Annotated in this window: 20 protein-coding genes and 4 pseudogenes; 19 read left to right on the top strand and 5 right to left on the bottom strand. The window is 70.1% G+C overall.

Annotated features, from left to right (window positions below):
* Positions 1 to 57 precede the first annotated feature (57 nt).
* On the top strand, positions 58 to 2,112 hold the full coding sequence (locus FM076_RS30025) for a pyruvate, phosphate dikinase (protein ID WP_173873980.1): 2,055 nt from the start codon (positions 58 to 60) through the stop codon (positions 2,110 to 2,112).
* 46 nt (positions 2,113 to 2,158) lie between these two features.
* On the opposite strand, the gene FM076_RS30020 is transcribed toward FM076_RS30025, so the two are convergent.
* A complete protein-coding gene (locus FM076_RS30020; protein WP_173873979.1) occupies positions 2,159 to 3,082 on the bottom strand; it encodes a DUF2797 domain-containing protein in 924 nt (307 codons plus the stop codon).
* Positions 3,083 to 3,457: 375 nt separating this feature from the next.
* Here FM076_RS30020 and FM076_RS30015 point away from each other — a divergent pair, with 375 nt between their 5' ends.
* The 7 genes and pseudogenes from FM076_RS30015 (at position 3,458) to FM076_RS29985 (ending at position 12,130) form a co-directional block, all read left to right on the top strand.
* Positions 3,458 to 4,507, top strand: a complete 1,050-nt coding sequence (locus FM076_RS30015) for a hypothetical protein (RefSeq protein ID WP_173873978.1) — start codon at positions 3,458 to 3,460, stop codon at positions 4,505 to 4,507.
* Positions 4,504 to 5,025, top strand: coding sequence for a hypothetical protein (locus FM076_RS30010; RefSeq protein ID WP_173873977.1), 522 nt, complete (start codon positions 4,504 to 4,506; stop codon positions 5,023 to 5,025). The genes FM076_RS30015 and FM076_RS30010 overlap by 4 nt, the downstream gene beginning before the upstream one ends.
* Before the next feature lie 85 nt (positions 5,026 to 5,110).
* Positions 5,111 to 6,301, top strand: coding sequence for a radical SAM protein (locus FM076_RS30005; protein WP_173873976.1), 1,191 nt, complete (start codon positions 5,111 to 5,113; stop codon positions 6,299 to 6,301).
* A gap of 62 nt (positions 6,302 to 6,363) precedes the next feature.
* Positions 6,364 to 8,580 carry a B12-binding domain-containing radical SAM protein gene (locus tag FM076_RS30000; protein ID WP_173873975.1) on the top strand — a complete coding sequence of 739 codons (2,217 nt, stop codon included), beginning with the start codon at positions 6,364 to 6,366 and terminating at the stop codon, positions 8,578 to 8,580.
* Positions 8,581 to 8,589: 9 nt separating this feature from the next.
* A pseudogene (locus FM076_RS35420) lies at positions 8,590 to 9,321 on the top strand (hypothetical protein); the annotation flags it as partial.
* 1,342 nt (positions 9,322 to 10,663) lie between these two features.
* Complete coding sequence (locus FM076_RS29990) at positions 10,664 to 10,912, top strand: acyl carrier protein (protein ID WP_173873973.1); 249 nt, start codon at positions 10,664 to 10,666, stop codon at positions 10,910 to 10,912.
* A gap of 6 nt (positions 10,913 to 10,918) precedes the next feature.
* A complete protein-coding gene (locus FM076_RS29985; protein WP_173873972.1) occupies positions 10,919 to 12,130 on the top strand; it encodes a condensation domain-containing protein in 1,212 nt (403 codons plus the stop codon).
* A gap of 5 nt (positions 12,131 to 12,135) precedes the next feature.
* Here the strand turns inward: FM076_RS29985 and FM076_RS29980 are convergent, their stop codons facing one another.
* Positions 12,136 to 12,360: an acyl carrier protein gene (locus FM076_RS29980; RefSeq protein ID WP_207730278.1), complete on the bottom strand. Its 225-nt coding sequence runs from the start codon at positions 12,358 to 12,360 to the stop codon at positions 12,136 to 12,138.
* Between the two features lie 65 nt (positions 12,361 to 12,425).
* On the opposite strand from FM076_RS29980, the gene FM076_RS29975 reads away from it, so the two are divergent.
* Genes FM076_RS29975 through FM076_RS29940 form a run of 8 tightly spaced genes read left to right on the top strand, consistent with a single transcriptional unit; the run spans position 12,426 to position 20,465 of the window.
* On the top strand, positions 12,426 to 13,328 hold the full coding sequence (locus FM076_RS29975) for a methyltransferase domain-containing protein (protein ID WP_173873970.1): 903 nt from the start codon (positions 12,426 to 12,428) through the stop codon (positions 13,326 to 13,328).
* Positions 13,325 to 14,596: a condensation domain-containing protein gene (locus tag FM076_RS29970; RefSeq protein WP_345945328.1), complete on the top strand. Its 1,272-nt coding sequence runs from the start codon at positions 13,325 to 13,327 to the stop codon at positions 14,594 to 14,596. The genes FM076_RS29975 and FM076_RS29970 overlap by 4 nt, the downstream gene beginning before the upstream one ends.
* Positions 14,589 to 15,404 (top strand): thioesterase family protein, encoded by an 816-nt coding sequence (locus FM076_RS29965; RefSeq protein WP_173873968.1) that lies wholly within the window; start codon positions 14,589 to 14,591, stop codon positions 15,402 to 15,404. Before FM076_RS29970 ends, FM076_RS29965 begins: the two co-directional genes overlap by 8 nt.
* Before the next feature lie 31 nt (positions 15,405 to 15,435).
* A complete protein-coding gene (locus tag FM076_RS29960; protein WP_202034932.1) occupies positions 15,436 to 15,765 on the top strand; it encodes a phosphopantetheine-binding protein in 330 nt (109 codons plus the stop codon).
* 12 nt (positions 15,766 to 15,777) lie between these two features.
* On the top strand, positions 15,778 to 17,412 hold the full coding sequence (locus tag FM076_RS29955) for an AMP-binding protein (RefSeq protein ID WP_243275156.1): 1,635 nt from the start codon (positions 15,778 to 15,780) through the stop codon (positions 17,410 to 17,412).
* Positions 17,413 to 17,415: 3 nt separating this feature from the next.
* Positions 17,416 to 18,354, top strand: a complete 939-nt coding sequence (locus FM076_RS29950) for a ferritin-like domain-containing protein (protein ID WP_173873966.1) — start codon at positions 17,416 to 17,418, stop codon at positions 18,352 to 18,354.
* On the top strand, positions 18,351 to 18,956 hold the full coding sequence (locus FM076_RS29945; RefSeq protein ID WP_173873965.1) for a nucleotidyltransferase family protein: 606 nt from the start codon (positions 18,351 to 18,353) through the stop codon (positions 18,954 to 18,956). The genes FM076_RS29950 and FM076_RS29945 overlap by 4 nt, the downstream gene beginning before the upstream one ends.
* 15 nt (positions 18,957 to 18,971) lie before the next feature.
* Positions 18,972 to 20,465, top strand: a complete 1,494-nt coding sequence (locus FM076_RS29940) for an AMP-binding protein (RefSeq protein WP_274598867.1) — start codon at positions 18,972 to 18,974, stop codon at positions 20,463 to 20,465.
* A 56-nt stretch (positions 20,466 to 20,521) separates the two neighbouring features.
* Here the strand turns inward: FM076_RS29940 and FM076_RS29935 are convergent, their stop codons facing one another.
* Positions 20,522 to 20,884 (bottom strand): nucleoside triphosphate pyrophosphohydrolase, encoded by a 363-nt coding sequence (locus tag FM076_RS29935; RefSeq protein ID WP_173873963.1) that lies wholly within the window; start codon positions 20,882 to 20,884, stop codon positions 20,522 to 20,524.
* Positions 20,885 to 21,485: 601 nt separating this feature from the next.
* Here FM076_RS29935 and FM076_RS34355 point away from each other — a divergent pair.
* A pseudogene (locus tag FM076_RS34355) lies at positions 21,486 to 21,752 on the top strand (transposase); the annotation flags it as partial.
* 363 nt (positions 21,753 to 22,115) lie between these two features.
* Here FM076_RS34355 and FM076_RS29930 read toward each other — a convergent pair.
* Positions 22,116 to 22,316: pseudogene (locus tag FM076_RS29930) on the bottom strand (transposase); the annotation flags it as partial.
* A gap of 47 nt (positions 22,317 to 22,363) precedes the next feature.
* Here FM076_RS29930 and FM076_RS34790 point away from each other — a divergent pair.
* A pseudogene (locus FM076_RS34790) lies at positions 22,364 to 22,788 on the top strand (CoA-transferase); the annotation flags it as partial.
* Here the strand turns inward: FM076_RS34790 and FM076_RS29920 are convergent.
* The gene (locus tag FM076_RS29920; RefSeq protein WP_173873961.1) at positions 22,751 to 23,827 is read right to left on the bottom strand and encodes a lipocalin family protein; all 1,077 of its coding nucleotides are present in this window, start codon (positions 23,825 to 23,827) and stop codon (positions 22,751 to 22,753) included. The pseudogene FM076_RS34790 and the gene FM076_RS29920 sit on opposite strands and share 38 nt — an antisense overlap.
* 430 nt (positions 23,828 to 24,257) lie before the next feature.
* Between FM076_RS29920 and FM076_RS29915 the strand changes: the two genes are divergently transcribed.
* A complete protein-coding gene (locus FM076_RS29915; protein ID WP_345945325.1) occupies positions 24,258 to 24,836 on the top strand; it encodes a TetR/AcrR family transcriptional regulator in 579 nt (192 codons plus the stop codon).
* The last annotated feature ends 1,064 nt before the right edge of the window (positions 24,837 to 25,900 follow it).

Below are 25,900 nucleotides of genomic sequence, written 5' to 3'. Positions count from 1 at the left end.
AGCCGCGCGGTCTACTGTGGACGTCGATCCGGGTCCCGACTACGCAGGCGGACACAGATGGCCGAATTCAGCTTGTCACTCGACGGTTCTCTGGCGAATTCCCGCGACGAGCTGGGCGGGAAAGCCTGGTCGATCAACAGAATGCTGCGTCTCGGGTTGCCGGTTCCCGCCGCGTTCGTACTGACCGCCGAGGCGCTCGGCGCCTGCCGGCGCGGCGGCACGCTGTCCGAGGCGGCACGCGAGGAACTCCGCCGTGCCGCACGACGGCTGCGGCACGACGATGGCCGCCGCTTCGGCAGCGCACGCCGCCCTCTGCTGCTCGCCGTGCGCTCCGGTGCGGCCGTGAGCATGCCCGGCATGATGGACACGGTCCTCAACGTCGGTGTGACGAACGCCGTCGAGCGCGGGCTCGCCCAGGAGACCGGGAGCCGAGCTTTCGCCGCCGAGGTCCGCGCGCGCTTCCGCGAGCAGTTCGACCGCGTCGTATCCCCTTCCGACGGCGACGGGGACCCGCTCTCCGACCCCTACCGGCAGCTGTCCGCCGCCGTCGCCGCCGTCGCCGGCTCGTACTACTCCGACCGGGCCCGTGCCTACCGCGGCCGGAAGGGGCTTGCGGAGGACACCGGCACCCATGTGATCGTGCAGGCGATGGTTTTCGGCAATCGCGACGCACGCTCCGGTACGGGCATCGCCTGCAGCCGGAACCCTCTGACAGGAGAGCCCGCCCTCTGGGGCGAATGGGCGGGCAGGTCGCAAGGCGCGCAGCTCATGGCGGGCGGGCTGAGGACCGCGCCGCTCTCCGCGCTGGCCGAGGACCTGCCGGAGGCGCACGCCCAGCTCGCCGAGGCGGTGACGCGGTTGGAGCGGGACCAGCGCCGGGTGGTCGAGGTCGAGTTCACCATCGACTCGGGACGGCTGTGGCTGCTGCAGTTCCGGGCGGCGCGCCTCACCCCGCGGGCCGAGGCGCGCGCGGCGGTCGCTCTGGCTCTGGAGGGGGTGATCGACCGCGCGGAAGCGGTCCGGCGTGCCGGTGGCGCGGCGGACGCGGAGCGGGCCGCCGTGCGGGTGGTGCGTCCGGCGTGCCCCCCGGTCGCCGCCGGTGCCGGCGCGTGCCCGGGTGTGGGCAGCGGGCTCGTCGTGCTCGATCCGGAAGAGGCCCGCGTACGCTCCGAACGGGGGGAGCACGTCGTTCTGGCGAGGCCCGACAGCAGCCCCGACGATGTGGTCGGCATGCTGGCCGCCACGGCGGTGCTGACGGAGCGGGGCGGCCCCGCGTCGCACGCGGCGGTGGTCTGCCGGGAGCTGGGACGCCCGGCCGTCGTCGGGTGCGGGGCGGCCACGGTCACCACGCTGGCCGGGACCTGGGTGACCGTGGACGGCGCCCTGGGCGAGGTGTGGTCGGGTCGGGTCCCGGTGGACGAGGCCGGCGAACACGGCGGGCCCGAGTCGGAACTGCTGCGGGCGTGGGCCTCCGCCGAGATGGCGCCCCCGCACGCCGGAGCTTTCCGGTCCGGCGACGCCGGTGAGGCCGACGAGGCCGACGAGGACACGCTCCTGCGCGTCGTCGGTCTCAAAGGAGCCGTGGCGCCGGACGTCGTCGCGTCCGCACTCGGTGTGCCGGTGGAGGGAGTGGGGGAACAGCTCGCATCGCTGCGGGACGGCGGTTTCTGCGACGAGCGGGGCGGGTACGTCCGCTTGACCGAGGCCGGCCGGGTCCGGTCGCGGGAGATCCTCGCGGCCGAGCGGTCCGCGTGTGACGCCGCGATGCTGGAGCGGTGCCACACCGCATTCCGGTCGCACAACGAGGCCGTCAAGCAGGCGGTCACCGGCTGGCAGACGAGGGCCGGGGAGTCCGAGCACGCCGGGGTCGCACTCGATCGCCTCGGCGCGATCCACCGCCGGCTCGGTGAACTCTTCGCCCTTCTGGGGGAGCTGCCGCTCTCGAAGCGTCGCTATCCGCAACGGCTGTCCGCGGCACTCGGTCGGGCCGAGTCGGGTGAGCGCGGGTGCGTAGCCGATCCCCGGATCGACAGCTTCCACACCGTCTGGTTCGAGCTGCACCAGGAGCTGCTCGATCTGCTGGGGCTGGACCGCGAAAGCGAGACCGGGTGATCCGGGGCGAGACCGCTCACAACAACGAGGGCTGAACGGCGCCGACTCAGAACAACGAGGGCTGGACGGCGCCGACCTCGGACGTGTAGTCACCCAGGGCGATGCGAAGTCCGCGCAGGCTGCTGAGGTCGGCCACGTAACGTTCACCGTCGGGCCGGGGCCGGACGCTGAACGCCGCCAGGGAGCCGAGCATGCCGTGCACGTACAGAGAGTGGTCGCCGGTGGTGAGGTCCAGGGGGTATGCGGTGTGCGGGGCGGCTTCGACGAAGGCGCGGGCGAACGCGGGCAGGCGCCAGGGCTGCGCCGGGACCAGCGGCTTGACCCACCCTTCCGTTTCCGCCAGGTGCGCGAGGTAGCTCTCCGCGTCGCGGGCGGCGGCCAGCGTGGCTTCCTCGATCCCGGTGCGGTCGAGGGGACCGAGCGCGGCGAGCAGCTTCCGTTTCGCCGTGACCAGTTGCGGCAGACCGCACTGATGTGACACGGCCGCCTCCGCTTTGCGGACAGCGATGCCGTCGGCGGCCTCGGCGACGTAATAGGCGGCGAGGGCGCCCTGTTCGGCGAGCCGCGCGTGGAGCCTGGCTTCGGCGACGGTGCCGACCTTCACCGTCCCGTCGCCGAAGCCGGCGAAGTACAGCAGGTGGGGCTGGGAAAGGTAGCCGCGGACGTTCCGGGGCACCTGGCCGCCGCGGTGCGCTTGGTGGACCTGCGTGAATCCCTCGTTGTTCCGGCACGCGGCGCACTGCTTCCCGGTGGCCGGCCGGGCCTCGCCGGAGCACGCGACGTGGCGACCGCCCGGGGTCGCGAGGTCGATCCACCCGGTGCAGTAACGGGCCCCGCCCGACGGCGCGCGGAAGCAGAACCCGCCGGTGACAGGGCGGTGTTCGACGACCGAGGCGGGCGTACTCATCCTCAGTTCGGGGTAACCGCCCTCGCGCCAGTCGATATCCAGGAAGAGACGGTTTTCCGCCACCCTCGCTCCTTCTGCGTCGGTGCGCACACGGTGTCCGCGATGTGCTCCGCATGATAGCCGGGACCTCGGAAGACCTTTCGGTGGAGCGGAAAACCCGGGAAACCCGGTACGGCACCTGCCGGTTACGTCCGCGATCTTTTCGGAGCCGCACACGGGTATGTCTTTCGAGATCAGAAGGGGAGGCAATGCCGGTGAGATCACTGACCTTCGGCGCCCCGGCGCTTTTCCGACAGTCAGGGGTGCGCAAGTCGCGGTGCTTGCGCCGGGCCTCGGCGGGCGCGTACAGTCGCTCGACAGTCGACTCGCTCGGAGATCTTTTCAGGCGCCTGATCTTTCAGGCACCGCACCGGGCGGCGAGGGGGTGTGATGCAAGGAGTGACTCTCGGCACCAAGTCCCTTGACCGAAAAAGCGTGGAAGAACTCGCGCTCCGGTTGAAGATTTCGGGAAAGTCACCGATCCGGCGCTACGTCGAGCTGGCCGAGCGCATTTCTTTCGCGGACGAGGCGATCATTCTGGGCGGTTCGCTCGCATTCGGCCTCGGAAACCGGAAGAGCGATATCGACATACTCCTCCTCGACAGCACGTCGGGCGGGCGTCCGCCGGGGCCCTTCCAGTTCTTCGAATCCGGTGACCGGGTCGAGATCACCCGCGTCCGGACCGGGGAACTCGCCTCCCTCGCCGACGACATCGCGAGCAGCCTCGGCAGGTCGGCGCCGCTCACGCTGCCGTACACGAAGATCCGTGAACTGAGCCGGGCGGCCTTCGGCTGCCATGTCGCCGGCCCAGCGCTCGACGGAGCCGTTGACGCCCGCCTACGGCGAACCTGTCAAGAGGCCATGCTGACCAGCAGCACGGCATCGGCGGGAAGGCACGCGCTCGTGGCCTTGCTCGCCGCCGAACAGGACGACCTCGCGACCGCGTGCTGGAACGCGCGGGGAGCCACGGACGCGGCTCTGCAGTGGATGCTCCTGAAGGCGGGGCACCCGTACGCCGGCTCGAAATGGCTCTATGAGCAGGCGCGTTCCAAGCCCGGCCTGGCCGGCGCCTGGGAGGTCGTGCGGCCCTGTCTGCGTATCCCTCGTGACCGTGCGGGCCAGCGGGAACACCTCGCCCGGTGCCTCGACGTCTTCGAGCGGACCTTTTCGACGGAACCGGTGCTCGGCGTGCTGGGCGCGGACGCGGGCTGGCAGCGCGGGGCGCTCGAACTGTGCCGGCTCGCCGGCCGCCATGTGGTCGTCGACCCCGAGAGCAGCACCGTGACCGAGATCGACGCGGGCACGGTACCGGGGCTGCGCCGCCTGTTCGGGCTCGCCCCCGGGGAAGCGCTTCCCGTCTCCTCCTCGGACCCGTCCGAACGGGCCGCCATCTGGCCGCTGTACGCCTCCGGCCTGGTCCGCCTCGATCCCGGACGCACGGCCTCATGAGCCCGTCAACCGCCGGGGTCGACGCCCGCCGCTACACATGGTGCTGGAGCCAGGCCGTGTGGAGCTTCGGCGCGGTCCTGCCGATGCTCGCCGAGGATGTGGACGGAGCCGAGGCCGATGAGCAGCCGGGGCTTCTGGAGTACGTGTGCCGCCTGGTCGGTGAGTACTGCGCGGTGGCGGTCCACCTGGTGACCGCTCACCCGCGCCCTCTTCCGCCGACGGCGGTCCGGGCGGTCACGGCCGTGGCGTCAGTGCCCGACGCCCGGCTCCGCGAGGTGCTCACGGACCTGCTGTACGGAACACCCGCGGAAACGGACCAGCTCGCGCCCCTCGCGCGCGAGGCGGTCCGGCGCACGCAGGACATCCTGGGACCGGTACCGGTGCTCATCGGCGAGCACGACCGGGTCCGGGCACTGGCGCAGGCCCGCGACTGGGTTCGCCTGATCGAGCTGGTGGGCGAAGGAGGCGGGGACTACCTGCCCGATGTCGAGGGACGACGGCCGGCGTCCGGGGCCTGACACCGGTCGAACGAGCGGGGCGTGTGCCGTGTGCGCACGCGGATTCACCGACGGCTGGGCTCAAACCGCAGACGAAGGACGGAGTATGACGCTCTTATCCACCGAGCTTGACGCCACGGCGGCCCTGCGGCTCAAGATGCAGATCCTGCACCACGGCATCGTGCCGACGCGGCCCTTCCTCGACCACTACGGCGCGCCCTATCTGGAGAAACGCCGGGCCTACGGCAACGCCGACGACCTCGCCTTCGTGGGGGACTCCCTCCCCCAGGAGGCGTATCTGGGGCCGGCGCGCATCATCACCTCGCTCAACATCCGGCCGGCATCGCCCTGGCGGCTGGACTGGAGCGAGGAGGAGGGGTTCTTCGTCGGCGACGTCCACGGCACGGTGGTCACACCTGTCGACTTCCCGCGGCGTCCGGCGTTCTACGACTACCCCATGTCGTCCGGCGGCACCGTGAAGAACCTGATCACCCTGTACGGCGGGGGCTCGCTCGGGATCTTCGTCTACGGGCGCTGCGCCCTTGTCGACATGGGCAAGGCGTGCCAGTACTGCTCGATCGAGCCGAACCGCAGCAAGACGGACATCGACTTCGCCAACGTGGTCAGTGAGGCGAAGCTGCGCGAGGCACTCGCCCTGGCGCTCACGGACACGGCGGCACCGATCAAGCAGATCATGATCAATGGCGGCAACTTCCCGGATCCCGACAAGAGTTTCCGGTACTACGCGCGGCTCGTCCGCGCCGCGCGGGAAGTCCTGGACGAGTCCGGCCGCGAGGACATCGAACTGCACCTGATCGTCTACCCGCCCAGTGACCTGGAGCTGTTCGCGGAGCTGAAGGGAATCGACGTCGGAGTCGCGATCAACACCGAGGTCTACGACGCGGAGATCTTCCGGAAAATCTGTCCGGGCAAGACGGTGGTCGGCGGGCAGCGGCACTTGCACGACGCGCTGTGCCGGGCCGCGGAGATCCTGGGTCCGGGCCACGTCTACTCGATCCTCGTCGGCGGCCTCGAACCGCAGGAGTCGATGGACACGGGGATGGAGTTCCTCTCCGGGTACGGCGTGACTCCCATCATCAACGTCTTTCACGCGGACCCCGGGACACCGCTGTACTCCCACCCGGAGCCGTCCATCGAACGGATACGTGAGATGGGGACCTCGCTGGAGCGGCTCTTCCGGGAGCACTCGTTCATGACGCCGTTCTATATGAGCTGCGGGCGCAATTCGATCGACACGGAAGCCTACCTGGGGTTGTTCTCCCGCCTGCCCGCATGACAGCCCAAGTGAATCGGAAGCCGACCGAAATCGAGTCCCGAGGGAATAGTGGAGGGGAATCCATGTCCCCGGTTGAGGCCGATGTGCGCACGTTGGAGGACAGGCTCAGCAGTTTCGTCTCGCTCGCGGGCCACGCGGACGACGACCGCGTCCTCGCCAGGGCGGTCAGGCGGTCGCTGCTGAACCCGAGCGCGTTCGTGGCGGCCACCTGCTCGGCACTGCGACGGCCCGCCGGCGATGTCCTCGCCGTGGGACCGGTGGAGCGACGCGTGCTCCTCCTGCGGCGAAGCGGCAGCTCCTGGGCCGCACTCAGTCTCTCCGGCAGCCCGCTGGGCGAGCAGCCCTGGCCCCCGGCGGTGTCCGCGGAGCTGGACTTCGCCGACCCGGGCGCGGCCCTTTCGACCGTCGAGGTCGGCCCTGAGGCGGAATTCCGGCTGAGCCGCCCCGTCATCAAGCTCGTGTCCCTCTACCACGAGGAGAATTTCCCGCTCCCGCGGTTCCCCCTGGGGATCTCGGACCTGGCACGTGCGGTGCGGGTCGCGATGACGGGGCAGGTCGAACTGCTGGACATGCAGCTGGGCCTGGACCTGGATGCCGTCGAGGCGCGGTTGCGCGGCGAGCCGTTCGACATCCTGGGGATCTCGGCGACATTCGGTCAGCACGACCTGCTGGCCGAGCTGCTCGGTCGCTTGGCCGACCTGCTAGGGGAGCCGGACGGGCCGCGGCTGGTGCTCGGCGGTTCCCTCTGCGCCCTCAACGCGGATCTGCTGCTCAAGAGCTACCCGGACGCCGTCGTGGCCCGTGGCGCCGGCGAGCCGACGATGATCGACGTGGTCGAGCACTGGCACGGCGACCTCGCCAAGGAGCAGATCCGCAACATCCGCTACCGGGGCGACGACACGATCGAGATCACCCCGAAGGTGGCCAACAAGGAGTACCGGGACATCTGGCCGGAGCTGGATCTGGTGGAACGGACACTGGAGTATCACGGGGTGATGCAGCTCGAATCCAGTCGTGGCTGCACGCACGCGTGTTCCTTCTGTCCCCGGGAGCACAAAGGGATCTGGGCAGGTTACGAAGCGCCCGACCTCACCCGGCTGCTGGCGGACATCGGCCCGGTCTACGACCGCCATCCGGAGATCGCGCGCAAGATCTTCCTCGTCGACGAGGAATTCATCGGCCACGACCGGCGCGGCGAGGCCCTGCAGCGCGCGGCCGACGTGGCGGTGACGCTCAACCAGTCGGGTTTCCGGTGGGAGACCAGTTCGCGGGTCGACCAGGTCCACCGTCCGAAGGAGGACGCCGCCTGGCACCACCGCCGCATCGACGTCTGGCGCAAGCTGCGCCTGAACGGGCTGGACCGCTGCCTGTTCGGCGTCGAGTCCGGCGTGGACTCGATCCTCAAGCGGTTCAACAAGCATGTGACGGCCGAGCAGAACGTCTACGCCATCCGCACGCTGACCGGCCTGGGCATTCCGATCCGGTGCACTTACATCACCTTCGACCAGCTCATGACGATGGACGAACTCATCGAGAGCTACCGCTTCCAGGGGCGGCGCGACCTCACGCTGCGGCCCGTACCGGAGCTGACCACCGAAGAGCTGTTCGATCTCGTGCGGGACGAGCAGGAGGTCAAGCGCTATCTGCGGGACCGGCCGTTCTACGAGCACATCTCGTACATGCTCGTCTCCATGGAGTGCCTGCTGCGCTCGCCGTACCTGCGGCGGGTGGAACAGGCGGGGCTGGCCAGGGACGTGCTGCCGTCGATGGGCCGGCGCAACGCGGTCTTCCAGGACCCGCGCATCGGCCGGATGAGCGACTGGGCCCAGCGCTGGGTGGACCACAATTTCAGCCTCGACTACACGCTCAAGAGCTTCGAGAAGGTCACCACCGGGCAGGAGAACGAGGCCGTGCGGCGCATGCGGCGCGCGCTCAAGACATCGGCGTACGCGTTCCTCGGAAGGCTGCTCTGGCTCTGCCTGCGCGACGACTCCCTGCTCTCCTCGGACGAGGGCCCGGCGGATGCCGCCTTCAAGCGGGAGTTCGGCCCCTGGGCCCTCACCGGTACCGAATCCGACGCGGCCGACGACGACATGCTCGCCCGGCTGGCGGACTTCAACCTCGCGGAACTCCGCAGCTCGCTCCAGGGCGAGTTCGACCGGGTCTGCTCCACACTGGTCCCCACCCGGGTCGCGCTCCTGCGGGAGTCGTGGCAGCGCTGGTACGAGCGAACGGACTGGACGCTGATCAATCCGCCCGAGCAGTGCGTCGCCGAATAGCGGTCGGACATGACAGGACTCGGAAGTAGTGGACCGACGTTCCGGCTCGATGAGGAGTTCTTCGCCGGGTGGCGCCGCCGGCCCCCCGAGTGGGGGTTCGACATCGGATCGGGCAACACCTTGGGCGAGCTGGTCTTCCTCGCCAGGTACAGCAGGGTGACGAGCAGCGGGGCCAAGGAGACCTGGGCCGACTGCGTCCGGCGTGTTGTCGAGGGAACCTTCTCGCTGCTCCGTGCGCACTGCGCGGCGGCCGGACGGAGGTGGGACAGGGACCGGCTCGGCCGTGCGGCCGAGGACATGTTCGCGCGTATGTACACCATGCGCTGGCTCCCGCCGGGGCGCGGCCTGTGGATGATGGGCACCGACTTCGTCAGGGACGAGGGAGGTGCGGCGCTGCAGAGCTGCGCGTTCGTCTCGACGGCGGGCCTGGCCGCGAGCGAACGCAGTGAGCCGTTCGTCCGGCTGATGGAGATGTGCCTGCTCGGGGTCGGGGTGGGTTTCGACACGGCGGGCCGCGGGCGGCTGCGGATCGGCCCGGAGCCCGCGACCGCGGCCGCGTTCGTCATCCCCGACAGCCGCGAGGGGTGGAGCGAGTCGCTGCGGCTGCTGCTCGACGCCTTTCTCCGGCCCGGTCGCCCGATGCCGCGGTTCGACTACGCGAAGCTGCGTCCCGCCGGGGCGCCGATCGCACGTTTCGGCGGGGTCGCCTCCGGACCGGCTCCCCTTCAGGCGCTGCACGAGAGCGTCACGGCGCTGCTGCGCAGACGTGCCGGCCGCACCCTGGGAACGGCCGATCTGGTCGACCTGATGAATCTGATCGGCAAGTGCGTCGCGTCGGGGAACATCGGCCGCTCCGCCGAGATCGCGCTCGGGGACCGGGACGACCCCGATTTCCTCGACCTGAAGAACCCGAAGGTGCACCCGGACAGGATGGGACCGAACGGCTGGGGGCATCTGTCCAACAACAGCCTGGTCGTCGACGCGGGTGACGACTGCGAGGCGCTGGTCGACCGCATCGCGGCGAATGGCGAGCCCGGTCTCTTCTTCCGCCGTACGGCACAACGCTTCGGGCGGCTGGCGGACCCGCCCGACGAGCGCGATCTGGCCGCCGTCGGCACGAACCCGTGTGCCGAACAGACTCTTGAGGACCGGGAATGCTGCACTCTCGTGGAGACCTTCCCCACACGGCACCGCTCGCTGACGGACTACCTGGCGACACTCAGGACGGCGCTGCTGTACGCCAAAGCCGTGACGCTCATGGACACCAGGTGGCCCGACTCCAACGACGTCATGCGGCGCAACCGGCGGATCGGCTGCTCCATGTCCGGGCTCGCCCAGTTCCGGGACGCCATGGGCGCGGAACGCGTCCGCACGTGGCTGGACCAGGCCTACCGGGGGGCCAAGGAGGTGGACGCCTCCCTCTCCGCGTGGCTGGGCATCCCCCGGTCCGTGAAGCTCACATCGGTGAAGCCGTCGGGCACGGTGTCGCTGCTGGCCGGGGTCTCGCCCGGGGTGCATTTCCCCGAGGGCGCGCCGCAGGGGGGAACCTGTATACGCCGGCTGCGCACGCCGTCGTCAGGACCGGTCGCCGAGGCCCTGGCCGCGGCGGGCTACCGGCTCGAACCCGACGTCATGAGCCCGGCCGACTCCGTCGTCGTGGAACTGCCTGTCGGCGGGCATCCCGGCCGGGTCGCGTCCGAAGTGGGAGTCCGGGAGCAGCTCGCTCTCGCCGTCACGGCCCAGCGCTACTGGGCCGACAACCAGGTCAGCGTCACCCTGACCGTGCGCGAGGAGGAGCTGGCCCACCTCCGGCAGCTCCTCCGGCGGGCCGACCTCGGCCTCAAGGCGGCCTCGTTCCTGCCGCGGCGGACCGCTGGGGCCTACCCGCAGATGCCGTACGAGCCCCTCGCGCACGACCGGTTCCTGCGGCTGCGTGAGCGGGTCGGTGAACTGGACCGCCGTCTGCTCTACGGCGGGGCGGTCGAGCCGGAAGGAGAACGGTTCTGCACCAGCGACCGCTGTCTTTGAACACACCGTCCCGCGGCCGGGACCCGATCCGGCGGACCGAGCGAAAGGTGGCAGCATGACCGGTCAACCGGCGAGCGGGGAGCTCGACATGGTGCGCAGCGCCGTCGAGTCGGTCCTCGGAGTGCCGGTCGCGCCCGACACCGACTTCTTCGGTGCGGGCGGTGACTCGTTGAAGGCGATCGATCTGGTCGACCGGCTACGGGCCGACCTGGACGTCCAGCTCGACTATGTCGACGTGTTCGACCATCCGACACCGGCGCAGTTGGTGCGGTTCGCGGATTCGCTCCGGTCAGGCGGTGCCTGAGTGGCCGTGGTCCAGGAAACCGGCGAACACGCGCTGACCAGCTGCCAGGCCCAGGTGTGGGCCGCCGGCAAGCTGGCCGGCGGAGCGGTCCAGCGCGGCTACTACGCCGTGCTGCCGGGAGAGCTTTCCCCCGCCCGGCTGGCCGACGCGGTCGCCGCCCTGGTCGGCCGCCATCCCGCACTGCGCACGCGTATCGTCCGGGGCGGCGGCGGGTTGCGGCAGCGAACGGATGGCGCCCGCCCCGCACTGGAGCAGGTCGATCATCCGGACGTGCCGCTGGCGGAGGCCGTCGCCGCCGTCCTCGACGAGGTGCGTGTGGACGTCTCAGGCGGGCCGCCCGCGTACTTCGCGATTGTGCGTGCTTCCGGCGGTGCCCGCGCGCTGGTGGTCGCCGTCCACCTGGCGGTCGCGGACGGCTGGTCCCGTGGCATCCTCCTTCGGGAGCTGGACCAGTTCCTGAGCACCGGGACGTTCGCCCCAGCGCCGCGGCTCGCCCCTGGCGAGATCGCCGATCTCCACGAGGCACGCCGCACGGCACCGGAGTACCGGCGGCGGCTGGCTCACTGGGCGGAGCACCTGCCGTCCCGGCCGCCGGGTGGGGCCGCGCTGGGGGGCGGTGGCACGCGCGGTGGCGTGCGGCATGCCCGCGCTCTCGCTCCGGCCGTCGTCGCCGGGGTGCGTGCCGAGTCCGGCCGGGCCCGGGTGAGTCCCTCCGCCGCCTATCTGGCGGGGGTGGTCGCCGCGGTGTCGCCCGCCCTGTCCACCGTCTGCGTCCTGACCTCGGGGCGGACCGCGGAAGTCGGCTCGACGGTGGGCGTCTTCGCGAACCATCTGCCGCTCCCGGTGGACCCGGCAGCGGTGGCAGAGGGCGGGCTGGACCGCCTCTGGGCCTCGATGGTGGCGGCGTTGAGGAACGAGGTTCCGCTCCCCGAACTCGCTGAGGCGTTCCCGGAGCGCCGGGCCGCTCTCGCCGCCGTCACGCAGGGCGGTGTGAGCTTCCAGGTCGCGCCCCCCTGGCCGCGGTTCACCTGCCTGCCGTTCCTCCCGTACCACCGGGGGGAGGCGTCGGAGGTGCCCTTCAGCGCCATGGCCGCCAGCATTCGCGAACAGGCGGGCGGCACCGGGTGGGACGTCGTCCATGATCCCTCCCGCTGTGACGAGGACCGGGCCGTCGGATTGTTCGCCGGGGCAGCCGAGTACTGGGCGAGGTGGAGGTGACCGGGTCAGGGCGAGGTCTGGGCACGGATGGCGGCGGTCGCCGTCCACGCGGACCGTGCTGTGCGGAACACCCCTTCGTGCAACTGGTCCATCGCGAACTCGATCGCGTAGGCGTTCTCGATCGCCATCATGAGCCGGAGCAGACCCGCCGAGTCGACACCCTGGTCGACCAGCGGAACATCGGGGTGCACGGCAGTGCCGGATTCCGCGTAGGGAACGTGTTCCCGCAAGAGTTTCCCGAAAGTGTCATCCCAGGGAACTGTCAAGATCGATTCTCCTCCCCAGTGAATTCCTCGTGCCGAAAATCGTAGGGCCGCTTTCCCTGCCGGGCAACCAAGGTCGCGGCGAAAGGACGATGATGACGACGCCACCCTCCGACGTTTCCGTCGCGGTCCGGCGGAACTGGGACGAACGCGCCCGGCGCTGGCTCGATTACGACGACGACATGGAACGGTTCGCCGCGCCGCTCGGTGAACTGGCGCTCGAGCGGCTCGGCCCGTGCGAGGGCGCCCGGATCATCGAGGTGGGGTGCGGTACCGGTGGCTGCCTGCACACGCTTGCGCAACGGGTCGGTGACACGGGGCGGGTGACCGGTGTCGACATCGCCGCGCCCATGGTGGAGCACGCGCGCCGCAGCGTCGCGAACCGTGCGAATGTCGAGGTCCTGCACGCGGACGCCTCGACGCACAGGTTCGAACCGGAGCACGACGCGGTGTTCTCCCGGTTCGGCATGATGTTTTTCCCCCACCCGGAGTCCGCCTTTCGAAATATCGCGCGTGCGTTGCGTCCCGGAGGAAAGATCGCGTTTGTGTGCTGGGACGGGATACGCACCAATGAATGGTTCATGATCACCGGCCTGGCAGCCATGTCCGTGACCCGGGCCCCGCTCGCCCCGGCCCGCCGGGCTCCTTTCTCGCTCTCGAATCCCGAAAGACTCAGGGAACTGCTCGCACAGGCGGGATTTCACAGTGTGCACGTGGCCCGCCGGGTGGAGAAAACGGTCATGTCGGAAGAAGATCTGGAGACCCGGCTGAAGTCGAGCCTCGAAGTGACGGGCCTGCGGGAAACGCTCCGCGGACTCCCTCAGGATGTCCGGCGGAGGGCCGTCGACGCGGTGCGCGAAGCCCTCTGGGCGAGAGTGTCGGACGGGCGGATAGCACTGCGCGTGGGCGTACTCGTGGCGGAGGCGACACGGTGACCGCGCAGGTCGGCACGCGCGTATACCGGGTGTCCCCAGCGCAGGAGTGGATGCTCACCCTGCAACGGCTGCGCGGACTCCCCCACCTGCAACTGACCAGGGTGATCGACGTCGGACGGCCGGAGACCCCGGACGGGGTGCGGGACGCGTGCCGCAACCTGGCGGCACGGCAGACCGCTCTGCGCACCCGCGTCGTCCGCCGGGGAGGCCGGTTCACCCAGGAGATCGTTCCCGTCGACGACGTCCCGATCGCCGAGTCCGAGTGCGCGGACATCGCCGATCCGGTGCTGGCCGGACTGGTCGCGGAAGAGCGCCGCGAGCCCGTGGACCTCCGGCGGGCGCCCGCCCGGTTCCGTCTCGTGTCGACGCGCCGCGGGCCGTCTCTGGTCGTGCTCACCTGCCACCACGCGCTGGCCGACTGGTGGTCGATGGAGACCGCGGCCGGAGAACTTCTCTCGGAGATGTCGGGCGGTGGACCGGCGCCCGCGCCGGTCCCGTTCGCGGAGTACGCGGACCGCCTCGCGGCGGAGTCCGGCGCTCCGGACGCCGATGGCGCGTACCGGTACTGGTCATCCCACCTCTCCGGCGCGAAACCGCCCGCGCTGGGCCCCGACCTGCCGGCCGGCCACCGTGGGTGGACGACCGACCGGTACGTCGCGCGCACGATCGCCCCGGCGTCCTCGGTCCGCAGCATGGCGAAGTCGGAGCGGGTGACGGTGTTCGCCGTCCTGCTGGCGGCGTTCGCGAAAGCGCTCCACCGTCTCGGCGGCGAGCGGGATGTCGTCGTCGGTACGCAGTTGGCGAACCGCGTGCGTCCCGAACTGCGCCACCTCATGGGCTGTTTCACCACGACGGTCCTGCTGCGCCTGCCGGACGCCGCGGAGCCGCTGCCGGCCCTCAGCCGGTCCGCGCAGCGTGCGCTGGCGGGCGCCTACCGTCACGGGCAGGTCGATCCGCGCCGCCTCATGCGGCTGCCCGGCCTGTCGTCCGCGTGGCGGGCCACGGCGCCTTCGGTGCTGTTCCAGTTCGTACCGGCCGACGTCTTCGGGGACGACCGCGACGCCCTTCCCGAGCCGCTGGCGACGGCGGCCCGCCCCGGAGCCGGGCTTCCGGTCGACCTCCACGTCGCCGTATCGGTCACGGGCGGTTCCGTTCGGTGCGAGGTCGATTTCAACGGCACGGTCTTCGAACGGGCGACCGTGGCCCGGCTGGTCGCCGCATTGGCGGCCGCGCTCCGCGCCGGTGCGGAAGGGGACTCCCATGGGTGATCTCGACCACGACAGCGCCGTCACGGACTCGGTCGGCGTCGTCACCCCGGCGTGGGACGGCTTCGGCCCCAACGGGGGCTTCCTCAGCACGATGAGCATGCGCGCCGCACTCGGATCGGCCCGCGTCGACGTCGTCCGGAGCGTCCAGTCCCAGTTCGTCCGCCCGGCCAGGCACACCGGGCTGAGCTTCACCACGACGGTGCTGGGGAGGTCGAACCGGTCGGACACGGTGCAGACGGTGGGCACCCAGGAGGGCGGTCCCGTCCTCGTCACGCTGGTGAGGACGCTGCAGCCGGTCCCGGGCGAGATCGACCGGGAGAACTCCGCCTTCCCCGAAGTGCCGGATCCCGACTTCCTCCAGCCGACCGAGCGGCTCCTGCCGCCCGAGGCCGTCGGTGTGGTGCCGATGACCAGGCACTTCGAGGTCCGGCCGGTGACCTGGGAGCGCACCTGGCCGCCGGTCAAGGCCCGCCCGCCACGCTGCCTCGTCTGGTGCCGCTTCCGGCCGCGGGCCGTGTTCGCCGACGCGGCCGTGAACACGGGGCGCTTCCTTGTACTGCTGGACAGCTGCGTCTGGAACGCCGTCGAACGAGGTACGTCGGGTGCGACCGGCCTGTCGCCGCGCAGCACGGACCTCTCCGTGACGGTGCTCGACAGCGGGAGCGCGGAGGAGTGGTTGCTCTGCGATGTCACGGTCCCGCTGATCCGCGCGGGCTCCGCCGCCGCGGTCGGAGCCGTCTGGTCGAGGACGGGGCAGCTGCTCGCCACCGGTTCCATGAACATGACGCTTGTCCGGACACGCGGATGAGGCACGCGCCGACGAGGCAGGAGGGGAATGCATGCACACCGGGGATTCCACGGACCGGATGGACGGGCTGGTCCGCGAATTCAGCCGGCGGATCGCACCCGCCAAACCGGACGAGGCCCGCGCCGATGACCGTTTCGTCGAGGACCTCGGCTACGACTCGTTGGCCATGCTCGAATTGCAGTTCGCGCTGGAGGAGCTGTTCGGCCTGGAGCCCATCCGGGGCGAGCAGGCGGTGAGGATGACGAGGGTCAGCGACCTCACCCAGTTCGTCCGGGCCCAGTTCGAGGACGGGTTCGGACAGGTTCCGGACGCCGGTGTCATCGAGCTGCTCCGCACGCAGTACCCGGGATCGGGAGAGTGACCGGTGACCGTCATGGACTGGCTGGAGGATCCCGATCCGCGGCGCGGACTGAGGTTCGCGGCCACCGACGGGAGTTGGCCGATGGTCTCCTACGCCGACCTCGCCGACCGGGTCCGGGCCGCGGCGGGCGCGCTGCGGAGCGAAGGGGTCGGACCCGGTGACCGTGTCGGACTGGTGTTCCCCACCGGGCCCGAGTTCGTGACAGCGCTGTTCGGGGTGTGGGCTGTGCGAGCGGTCCCGTGCCCGGTCGCGCCGCCCGGACTCGTACTGCGGGACGCCGCCTACACCGCTCATCTGGACGGCCTCGCCCGCGCCGTGGACATGTCGGCCCTGGTCGTCGCCGGCCAGTACGCCGACGCCGTGTCCCAGGCCGCGCGGGCGCGGGGTATCCGTGTGCTGCACGACCTGCGGGGGCCCGCCGCCGACGTGGTGGCGCGAGGGCCGTCGAACCCCGCGCTGGTCCAGTTCAGTTCGGGCTCGACGTCCCGGCCGAAAGGCATCGTGATCGGCTCCGGGGCACTCCGCCACCATCTCTCGGCCATCGCGGACTGGCTCGGCGTCACCCGCGCGACCCCGGCGGCGAACTGGGCCCCCCTGCACCACGACATGGGGCTCGTCGGCTGCCTCCTCACCCCCATGGCACAGGGCGCGGACGTGTGGCTGATGAGCCCCGAACACTTCCTTCGCCGTCCCGTCGAGTGGTTGCGCTGCCTGGGCGAACACGGCGCCTCCAAGGCGGTGTCGACCTGCTTCGGGCTCGAGCACATCCTCCGCCGGGTGAACCCGGCGGCGCTGGCCGGGATGGACTTCACCGGCTGGGACGCGCTGGTGATCGGCGCCGAGCGCATCCGCCCGGAGGTCGTGGCACGCTTCGGCGCCCTGCTGGAGCCGTTCGGTCTGAGGCGGTCGGCCCTCATGCCGGCGTACGGGATGGCGGAGTCCACCCTGGCGGTGACGGGTTCGCCGCGCACGGAGGAACCGGTCCACCGGCACATCGACGCGGCCTCGCTCCGGATCGGCGAGCCGGTCCGGCCGTTGGACGCGGGCAAGGGCGGGACGCCCGTCATGGCGTGCGGCAGCCCGCTGTCCGGCACCGGGGTGGAGGTGGCCGACATCGACGGCACGCCGCTGCCCGAGGGGCACCTCGGTGAGATCCGCGTCAGCGGGCGTTCGCTGGCCGACGGATACGCTGAAGGCGGCGCGCTGCCCGGGACCGCTTTCACGGGCGGACTCACGACCGGCGACGTGGGATTCCTGGCCGCCGGCGAGCTGTACGTGATGGGCCGCTACGGGGACAGCGTCAAAGTGCACGGCAGGGTCGTCTTCGCCGAGGACCTGGAACTGCTCGTCAGAAGCGCGTTACCGGAGGTCGGGTCCTGCGTCCTCCTCCTCGGCGAGGACGGCGGCGGCGCCAAGGCGGTAGCGCTTGTGCAGCGGATCGATCCGCCCCGGGCCGCGGCCCTCACCTCACTGCTGCTGCCGCACCTGCCGGGAGTGGCCGTGGAACTGCGCCGGACACCGCCCCGGGCCATCCTGCGGACCACCAGCGGCAAGCCGCGCCGCCGTCCGATGTGGAAACAGCTGTCGTACGGGTGGTCTCCGGGCGAGGTCGTCGAGGCGGCACCAGCGAAGTCCACGATGGGGTGAGAGATGAACCAGGAAGAGGTCACCGCCGAAGTCACCAGCCGGTTCGACTGGGACTACACGACCACGCTTCCGCGAGTGGCCGACCTGTACGAGCGCGGCAAGGCCGGTCAGTGGGATCCACGCACGGACATCGACTGGGACGTCGACGTCCGGTACGGCGGTCCGCTGCCGGACCTAGGCCCCGACACGGCGTTCCCGTATCCCGACCCGGCCAGTCTGGGGGTTTCGCCGCGGGAATGGCAGGACTTCCGCTGGGAGCACCACCTGTGGACGGTGAGCCAGTTCCTCCACGGGGAGCAGGGCGCGCTGCTCGCGGCGGCGAGGCTGGTCGAGATGGCTCCCGACATGGACAGCAAGTACTTCGCGGCCACGCAGGTCGTCGACGAGGCCCGGCACGTGGAGGTGTTCTCCCGCTACCTCGGGGAGAAGGTCGGTGACAAGCGCTCCATCGACCCGTCGCTGGCCACCGTGCTGAAGGACATCCTCACGGAGAACACCTGGGACCTGGTGTTCCTGGGCATGCAGATCATCGCGGAGGGGTACGCGCTCGCCTCGTTCCGGCTGAACAAGGCCCTCTTCCCCGACCCGCTGATCGCCCAGATCACGAGCCGGGTGGCCAGGGACGAGGCGAGGCACATGACGTTCGGCCTGCTCGCCCTGGACGGGATCGCGGACAAGCTGAGCGCGAGAGAGCTACGGGTCCGGGAGGAGTTCATCTGCGACACCCTGAGCCTGCTGTGCCGCCGGGTGGGTATCGACGGCAGGTGGCAGGATCTCGGTCTCGGTCCGGCCGGGACGGTACTCGACGCCGGGAGCCGGCAGCGCTCGGCCTCGTTCAAACGGGCGCTGTTCAGCCGGGTGCTGCCGAACCTCGCCCGGCTGAAGCTGCTCACCCCCTACGTACACGAACACTGCGGGAAGTTGGGACTGACAACAGCATGAACGACCCCGCCACAGCACCGGCACACGGATCCGCGGCGGAGCGGCTCCGCCGCATCCTCGTCGGCAACACGGTGCTGACGCAGGTCCTGGACGTCGCGGCACGGGCGGACCTGCCCCAGTGGTACGTGTCCGCCGGCTGCCTGGCGCAGACCGTCTGGAACGCCCGGACGTCGCGGCAGCCGCCCGACCACGGAATCCGGGACTACGACCTGATCTACTTCGACGACTCGGATCTCTCGTGGGAGGCCGAGAACGAGGCGATCGAACGGGTCCGTTCGTCGCAGGCGGTCACCGGCCCGGACATCGAGGTACGCAACCAGGCACGGGTGCATCTGTGGTACGAACAGCGCTTCGGCGTTCCATGCCCCCGCTACGGCTCGGCGGAGGAAGCGATCGACACGTACCCGACGACGGCGACGTCCATCGGCGTCCGCGTCGAGGACGACGGGCACTGGCGCTTCTACGCGCCGTTCGGGTTCGACGACCTGCTGAACCTCGTGATCCGCCCCAACCGGGTGCTCGCACCGCGAGCGGTCTACGAGAAGAAGGTCGCCCGCTGGCGCGAGCACTGGCCCGAACTTGAGATCCTTCCCTGGGAGTGACTTCCTGTGCTGCCGATGCATCACTGGTTCCTGCGCGGCCGCGAGGTGAATCCCACAGGTACGGCGCTTCGCGTGGGTTCCCTGGCACTGTCCTACGACGAGACGCATCGGCGGGCCGCGCGGTGGGCGGACGCGCTGCGGCACCACCGACGCACCGACCGGACGTTCCGGATCGGCATCCTGAGCGGTCGCAACGAGGTGCGCTACATCGGCCTGCTCGCCGCGCTGTACGCGGGAGCGACGGCCGTCCCGGTCAACACGCACTGGCCGGTGGCCCGGCAGCAGCGGGTGGCCGCACTCGCAGCCCTTGACGTGATCGTCTGCGACGAGGTGCACGACGCCGACGCGGACCACGGCGACGCGGACCACGTGCGGATTCCGCGGATGTTCGGCCCGGAAGACCAGGCCGCCGCCGAGGCCGCAGGCCGCGAGTACATCGCCGTGGAGCCGCGGGAAGAGGCATACCTGCTGTTCACGTCGGGCTCGACCGGTGACCCGAAAGGGGTCCCGATCAGTCACCGGAACATCGACGCCTTTCTGACAGCCGTGCTCACCTGCTATGACATCGGTCCCGGTGACGTATTCAGCCAGGTCCACGAACCGACCTTCGACCTGGCCATGTTCGAGCTGTTCGCGGCCTGGGGAAGCGGAGCGTGTGTGTGCGCCGTCTCCAAACTCCAGGCGATGAACCCCGGCCGGTGCGCCGCCACATGGGGCATCACGGTGTGGACGACCACCCCGAGCATGGCCGCCCTCTCGCTCCAGCGCGGCAGGGTGCGGGAGGGATCGATGGCGGGCCTGCGCTACTCGGTCTTCTGCGGTGAGCCGCTGCCTGTGGGCGTCTCGCACGCGTGGCAGTCGGCCGCGCCCTCCGCGACGCTCGACAACCTCTACGGACCGACCGAGGCGACCGTGGCGTGCACCCGGTTCCGGATGGCCCCCGGCGGCGTCACACCCGCCGACCTCGGCGGCGTGGAGACGGTCCCGATCGGCGCGCCGCTCCCGGGAGTCGATTGCGTCATCAGCGAAGAGGACGAGCTGCTGCTCGCCGGACCGCAGGTCTTCGCGGGTTACCTGGGCGCCGGCGCGGAACCGTTCGTCACCAGGAACGGCCGGCGGTGGTACAGCACGGGCGACGTCGTGCGCACCGTGGCGGACCACGGTCTGGTGCACGGCGGGCGCCTCGACGACCAGGTCAAGGTCAACGGCTACCGGCTCGAACCGGGTGAGGTCGAGAACGCGATCCGACGTCACGCGCCGGACAGCTCCCCCGGTGTGGTCGCCGCGCCGCTCGACGACGGAACGGCAGTGCTGTGCGCCTTCCTGGCCCACTTCGCGGGAGATGTCCGCTCGGTGCGGGAGGCCCTGGGAGCCGAGCTGCCCGCCTACATGGTCCCGGGACACCTGTGGCGGCTCGACGCGCTGCCGTTGAACGCCAACGGCAAGACCGACCGCGCGATGCTGCGCGAGCTGGCTGTTCGGAACCTCGCTCACACGACCGGCCGGTGAGGTCCGCGAGGACGGCGCCGAGAGCCTCCTCGGGGGGAAACGGATGCGGATGCCGATCAGGAGGACCGGCGGTCCGCCCCGGGCACCGGCGCTTCCCGGTCGGCAACGTACTCCAGGAAGATCTTCTGGGTGAATCCGCCACGCTCCGATCGCTTCCGGCCGGCCAGGGCCACCAGGTCTTCCCAGGTCAGCTGGTAGGCGGAAAGCAGTGCCTCGATCACCTCGACCAGGTCCGCCAGCTCGGCCAGCAACTGGCCGGCGGGCGCGTCCCGGGCCTCACCGGCCTCCTCGACGAGCTTCTCCCGAAGCGCGGCGCGGTAGTCGTCCTCGCCGAGCAAGCGAACGACAGGTGACAGGCCGTCCTCCCTGATGATCTGCGGGATCAGGTCACGGACCAGCTTGTGGTGTTCAGTGCGCACAAGCCGACCCTAGACCACCCGTCCAAGAGCGTGACCGCCTTCACCCGCCCGATCCAGCCATCCGGGAGACCGGCCACCCGCCGTGCCGAAACCACCGCCGACGCCTTGTAGGCCCAGCGGGCTGGATGGACGCCGACACTCGGCATGTGCCCGGTGTCAGGCCGTGCCCGGCTCTCCTACCGCCGGGCCGAGGAGATCTTCGAGAAGAACACTAGGCTGCCGGCCAACCCGCTCGCCTCACCCGAGGACATCGAGGAAGTGGACTGCTGGACCCTGCACCGGCTCCGTCACAGTGACAGTGACAGAGCCTTGACGCACGACGCTGAGGGGGACGCTTCCGCCCCGCTTTCGCCCCACTGCCGCTGGCCCGCTCCCGACCACGCCTCCGCCCGTCTTCAGGAGCGCTACGCCCGCCCTGGCGTCGACGCTGACGCCCGGTACGTCGCCGGTAGCGATCCCGCAGCCCGTCGCCGTAGACGACCTTCTGGGACCAGCCGCACGCCTTGGCCGCGACGAAAACCGCTGGGACAGGTGAGAGGTACGCCTGGGAGCTGTACGCCAAGGGCAGCCCGCCGGGCGTCGGCTACGACCCGCGGAACCCGCTGACACCCGCCGAGTCGTCGCCGTCGGCCGACCGCTACCCGGCAACCGCAACGACCGCACGGCATGGGAGTTGCCGCACGCCAAGGCCGCCGACAGAAAAACCACAGTGATCGCGGACAGTGGCTACCGGGACACCAATCTCCCCTCCCCCGCACGACGAGAGCACGGCCAGACCGAACTACCGGCCGGGCAAGAGGAACACCATGCTCCCCACCGCAAAACCCGCACTCGCATCGAGCACGCCCTCTCCCACATGAAGACGTTCTCGACACGGACTATCCCCGCGGGCGCGGGGAGCACTCGACAGCCGTGCGGCAAACGCTCGCCGCCCAGGGCATCTACGTCAGACACGACGTCCACGCCGAAGGAGCGTTCTGTCGGCACTATATGAGCGTTCGCCCCATCGTCACGCTGCGCCCTGAGGTCATCGCGCTTCCCGCCAGGTGGTCGGGCCGGATCAGCTGCAGCATCCATGGCACGTAGAGGCCGCAGGTCGCCGGGCAGATCGGGGAGTCGGAAGGAATGCCGGCCGAGCATGTTGATGTGATGGCGGAGGAACGGGGAGAGGCGTGCCACGGCTTCGTCGCGGATGTCGAATCCACCCTCGCGCAGCTGAGTGACAGCGACGCCCCAGGGCCAGACGCGTCTTGGAGGCATGCCCGACCTCGTCAGGGATCCCGGCCCGCCGACGCCTGTGGTGATGATCGTCGGTCCATTCCCCGGACCGGAACAGCTCCCACTCCAGTGGACAGGAGGCGGTGTGGGTGGCCGCGTGCACGCCGACGGCGACCTGGCCGTTCGCCCGCTTGCCCAGCGCTCCACAGTACTGCCACGGGCGCTGGTGCCCATGAGCTGTACCCGTGACGGCCCTCCACCCCCGACCTCACCAACGTCGGGCAAGGACCTCGTGACCATGTTGCCGGGCGCCGCGTACTTCCACCACGCCGACTCCTTCGCGATGATGCGCGGCGGGCACCTCGACGTCTGCGTCCTCGGTGTTCACGAGGTCGCCTTCAGCGGCGACCTTGCCAGCCGGCACACCGGCAAGCCCGACGACATCCTCGCCGTCGACGGCGCGGTGGTCTACAAGCGTCTTCGACGTCGGCGCCAAGGGCGTTCGGATCAGGGAGACGTACGGCGTCGGTGCCGACGACCTCGCGGGGCGACGCGGCATCAAGCTGCCGCAGCGTTCTCGTGCTCCCGCACGCTTGATGGCCCCGGCGCCCCTCATGGCGCGGTGCCGGGGCCATCGACCAATCGACGCTACTTGCCGGCGAGTTCGATGTAGGTGGTGCCGGTGACCGGGCGGTGGTCGTAGGTGCCGGTGACGGCGGCGCTGCCTTCGTAGCCGGGTCCGGGGATGAGCATTTCCTGGTTCTTGGCGTAGACGGTGACGTTCAGCTTGGCGTGTTCGCCGGGGATGCTGACCTTCCAGCGAGTGGGGTAGCTCCTGCCGCTTGTCGGGCTGGTCCAGCGGGTGGACTCGTCGGGGGTGAGGCTCGCTTCGGTGACGGTGTGGGTACCGTCGGGCTTCACGATGGTCGCGAAGTTGTTCGTCTTGTCGCCGTACTTCTGGTTCCAGACGCTGACCTTCTCGCCGTTGGACAGGTTGAGGTTCATCCAGGACCAGGAGGCGTTTCCGGTGCTGAAGTCGGGCAGGGGTCCCCACTGGCGGTCCAGCCAGGACTGGCCGCGAAGCTTCTCGGTCCGGCCGTTGAGGGTGAGGGTCCCGGAGGTGTCCACGTTGGGCAGGGCGTATTCGTAGTTGGAGTACTTCGCCTCGCCGAACATGGGGAAGTAGCCCGTCCCCAGGTTGTAGAGAACGCTTCCACGGGGGCGCAGCGTGGCGTCGATGGTTCCCTCGGGGACCTTGGCGCGCAGTTTCATCTCTTTGGCGTCGCCGGTCCAGGAGACGTTGTCGGTGTGGATGTCCACCCCCTGCTTATCGGACAGGCCCTTGCCGAGGGGGAGGGAGTCTTCCGACCGCGTGGACCAGCCGGTGTCCTCGTTGACCACCGACGCCCTCGAGACAGAGCCGGCTTGCTTGCCGGCGAGGCCGCCGTTGAGGTAGTGGACCAAGAGGCCGTATCGATGGCCCCCGGCACTCACGTGCGCGGTCAGGTACCAGGACTGGTTGGGCTGGTCGGGGTCGTAGGTGAGGTTCGCGGCCGGGTCGACCTGGACGGGGATACTGGTCCCGGACAGCCCCTTGTGGGACGCGGTGGGGTGCGCTGCGGAAGTGTCGGCGTTCGTCACCGTAGCCGTTCCTCCCGAGGCGAGGGTGAGTGAGGCGATGAGCGCGGCGGTGATGCCGACCGCGCCGGCGGTGGTCTTACGCATCGTGGCTCCTAGCGAGGTCCCTCGAACCGGTGGAACCCGAATGCGTACGAAACGGTTTCGTACTATCCGAGGTTGGAACGCCGAGTGGAAGGAAACCTGCAGTACAGACGGGCGGATACCCCACCCGGGGTATGGATGGCTTCACCAGGGCGCCCTGCGAGCGACCCGGAACTAAATCCTACAGGTGCAGGATTACTTGGTGCCCGCTCCGTGTCAAGCGAGGTTCAGGCAGGAAGGGCTGCACCGATCGGCGATGTGGTGCCGACCCAGCGGTGCTCAGCTGCGAAAATCGTGACGCCTACGCTGGTCCGACTGTCGGGCAGGCGCCTGCGCAGCCGACTGAGGAGGATGATTGGGAGACGAGCCGAGTACCACCCGACGCCCGGGCCGTCCCAAAGCGGATTCCAGTGCGGTACCCGCAGAACGGGACGTGCTGCGGCGGGGCCTGGAGGCGTTCGCGACGCTCGGATACGACCGGGCGTCCGCGCGAGAGCTTGCGCGCCGTCTCGGGGTCGGACCCACCTTCATCAACGACCGCTACGGTTCCAAGGCGGCTTACTGGCGTGCGGTGGTGGATGCCGCGCTCGGCGCTCAACTCGGAGGCATGGCACCACCGGCTCCCGGGAGTGACGACGCGGACGTGGTGCGGCAGTTCGTCAAGGAGTTCTACCGGGTCAGCATCGACGAGCCGTACCTGGCCATGTTGATAACCGACGAGTCCGCGCGAGAGTCCGAGCGGCTCGACTACCTCTACGAGCGTTACATCGAGCCGACGTTCGCCCTCGTCCTGCCCAGCATCAAGAGGCTCATGGCGTCGGGACGCATGACTCGGGTCCCGACGGACATCGTGTTCTTCGTCATCATCGCTCCCGTGTCGGGGCTGGTCCGTGACCCTCTCGCGCGGCGCCTCGGCAGCCCCGAACACATGCAGCACGCGGACCGCCTTGCCCGGGCGGAGGCCCTGGCGAAACTGGTGGTGGACGGTCTGCTGGCCACAAAGCACGAGTGAGCCGCTGGAGACGAGGTGAGAGAAGCGTTTGCGGGGCGCGATCGGCAAGCTGATCGCCCTGGTGTCAGACGCGGACGACGCGGTCCGCCCCGCACGCTCGCTGCTCCCGACGCCGGACTGACGTGCGGGACAGGGGCGCTTCTGTCAGCTTGGCGCCCTCGCTCAAACGTCAGCCGTTCATACGGCTCCCCAACCGGTTTCAGCACGTACCGGCGGAAGACCGCGGCGATGGCGCGGCGGACGCCGCGCTTCCGGTCGTCGGCGTTGTCCCGTGACCGGACGAGGGTCTGGGTGACCACCCGGTCGATCTCCTCGACCAGGTTCCGCTCCGTGATGGTGACGCCGAGCGGTGCGTGCTCGTGATCCGCAACAGGACGCCCACCTGGTCGTCGTCCAGCACGACAACGGCTTCGTCGTGGGGGTGTTCCCCGACATCCCAGATGCGCGGGCGACCCGAAGCGCTTCGGACAGGAAGCCCAGGGCGTTCTGGATGATCCGGTCCCGCAGTTGCGTGATCCGCTCCCCGAGCGCGGTGTACTTCACGGACCCCGGTGCACCCCCTGTCGAAGACGGACCCTGACGGAAGTTTCCAATTCCCAACGAAAAGGGTAGAGGGGATATCACCTCGTTAGCCCGTGCGCGCATGATCGGCCCCTGCCTCTCGCGCACGGGCCGATCCGGCCCACGTAGAGAGCGGCACCAAACGCGAGCGCCGGCTACCGGGGCCGCGAGGCCACTCGGCGATTGAGGGCGCAGAGGACTCCAGCTGCACCGCCTCGCCCTCAGAACCGCAGGACGGGAGCCGGTGAGAGCAGAAAGAAGGAGGCGACGGTAGCGGTCGCCTCGGAGGACCGAGCCGCGCAGCGACGGCTAAGCCCTCCCCCGTGCGGGCGCCATCCCTGCGGGCGCGGGGAGCACCTCCCGCACCACCCGGTGCACGGCCGTGGTCAGGCGCCATCCCTGCGGGCGCGGGGAGCACAGGGCGTGACGTGGGGTTTTACTGCGGGTGGGGACGGGTTTCACTCGCTTTCGCCGAGTCGGGCATATGGGGCATCTGTTTCTGG

Source organism: Streptomyces albus subsp. chlorinus (genome assembly GCF_013302895.1).
Classification (GTDB): domain Bacteria; phylum Actinomycetota; class Actinomycetes; order Streptomycetales; family Streptomycetaceae; genus Streptomyces; species Streptomyces chlorinus.
The sequence above is the reverse complement of the archived record's forward strand: the minus strand, read 5'-3'. Positions and strand labels throughout refer to the sequence as shown.

What these genes read in the sequence shown, in the direction of transcription:
- FM076_RS30025 (WP_173873980.1), top strand. Translation starts at nt 58, where the DNA reads ATGGCCGAATTCAGCTTGTCACTCGACGGTTCTCTGGCGAATTCCCGC.
- FM076_RS30010 (WP_173873977.1), top strand. Translation starts at nt 4,504, where the DNA reads ATGAGCCCGTCAACCGCCGGGGTCGACGCCCGCCGCTACACATGGTGC.
- FM076_RS30005 (WP_173873976.1), top strand. Translation starts at nt 5,111, where the DNA reads ATGACGCTCTTATCCACCGAGCTTGACGCCACGGCGGCCCTGCGGCTC.
- FM076_RS30000 (WP_173873975.1), top strand. Translation starts at nt 6,364, where the DNA reads ATGTCCCCGGTTGAGGCCGATGTGCGCACGTTGGAGGACAGGCTCAGC.
- FM076_RS29990 (WP_173873973.1), top strand. Translation starts at nt 10,664, where the DNA reads ATGACCGGTCAACCGGCGAGCGGGGAGCTCGACATGGTGCGCAGCGCC.
- FM076_RS29965 (WP_173873968.1), top strand. Translation starts at nt 14,589, where the DNA reads ATGGGTGATCTCGACCACGACAGCGCCGTCACGGACTCGGTCGGCGTC.
- FM076_RS29960 (WP_202034932.1), top strand. Translation starts at nt 15,436, where the DNA reads ATGCACACCGGGGATTCCACGGACCGGATGGACGGGCTGGTCCGCGAA.
- FM076_RS29955 (WP_243275156.1), top strand. Translation starts at nt 15,778, where the DNA reads ATGGACTGGCTGGAGGATCCCGATCCGCGGCGCGGACTGAGGTTCGCG.
- FM076_RS29950 (WP_173873966.1), top strand. Translation starts at nt 17,416, where the DNA reads ATGAACCAGGAAGAGGTCACCGCCGAAGTCACCAGCCGGTTCGACTGG.
- FM076_RS29945 (WP_173873965.1), top strand. Translation starts at nt 18,351, where the DNA reads ATGAACGACCCCGCCACAGCACCGGCACACGGATCCGCGGCGGAGCGG.
- FM076_RS29940 (WP_274598867.1), top strand. Translation starts at nt 18,972, where the DNA reads ATGCATCACTGGTTCCTGCGCGGCCGCGAGGTGAATCCCACAGGTACG.
- FM076_RS29920 (WP_173873961.1), bottom strand. Translation starts at nt 23,827, where the DNA reads ATGCGTAAGACCACCGCCGGCGCGGTCGGCATCACCGCCGCGCTCATC.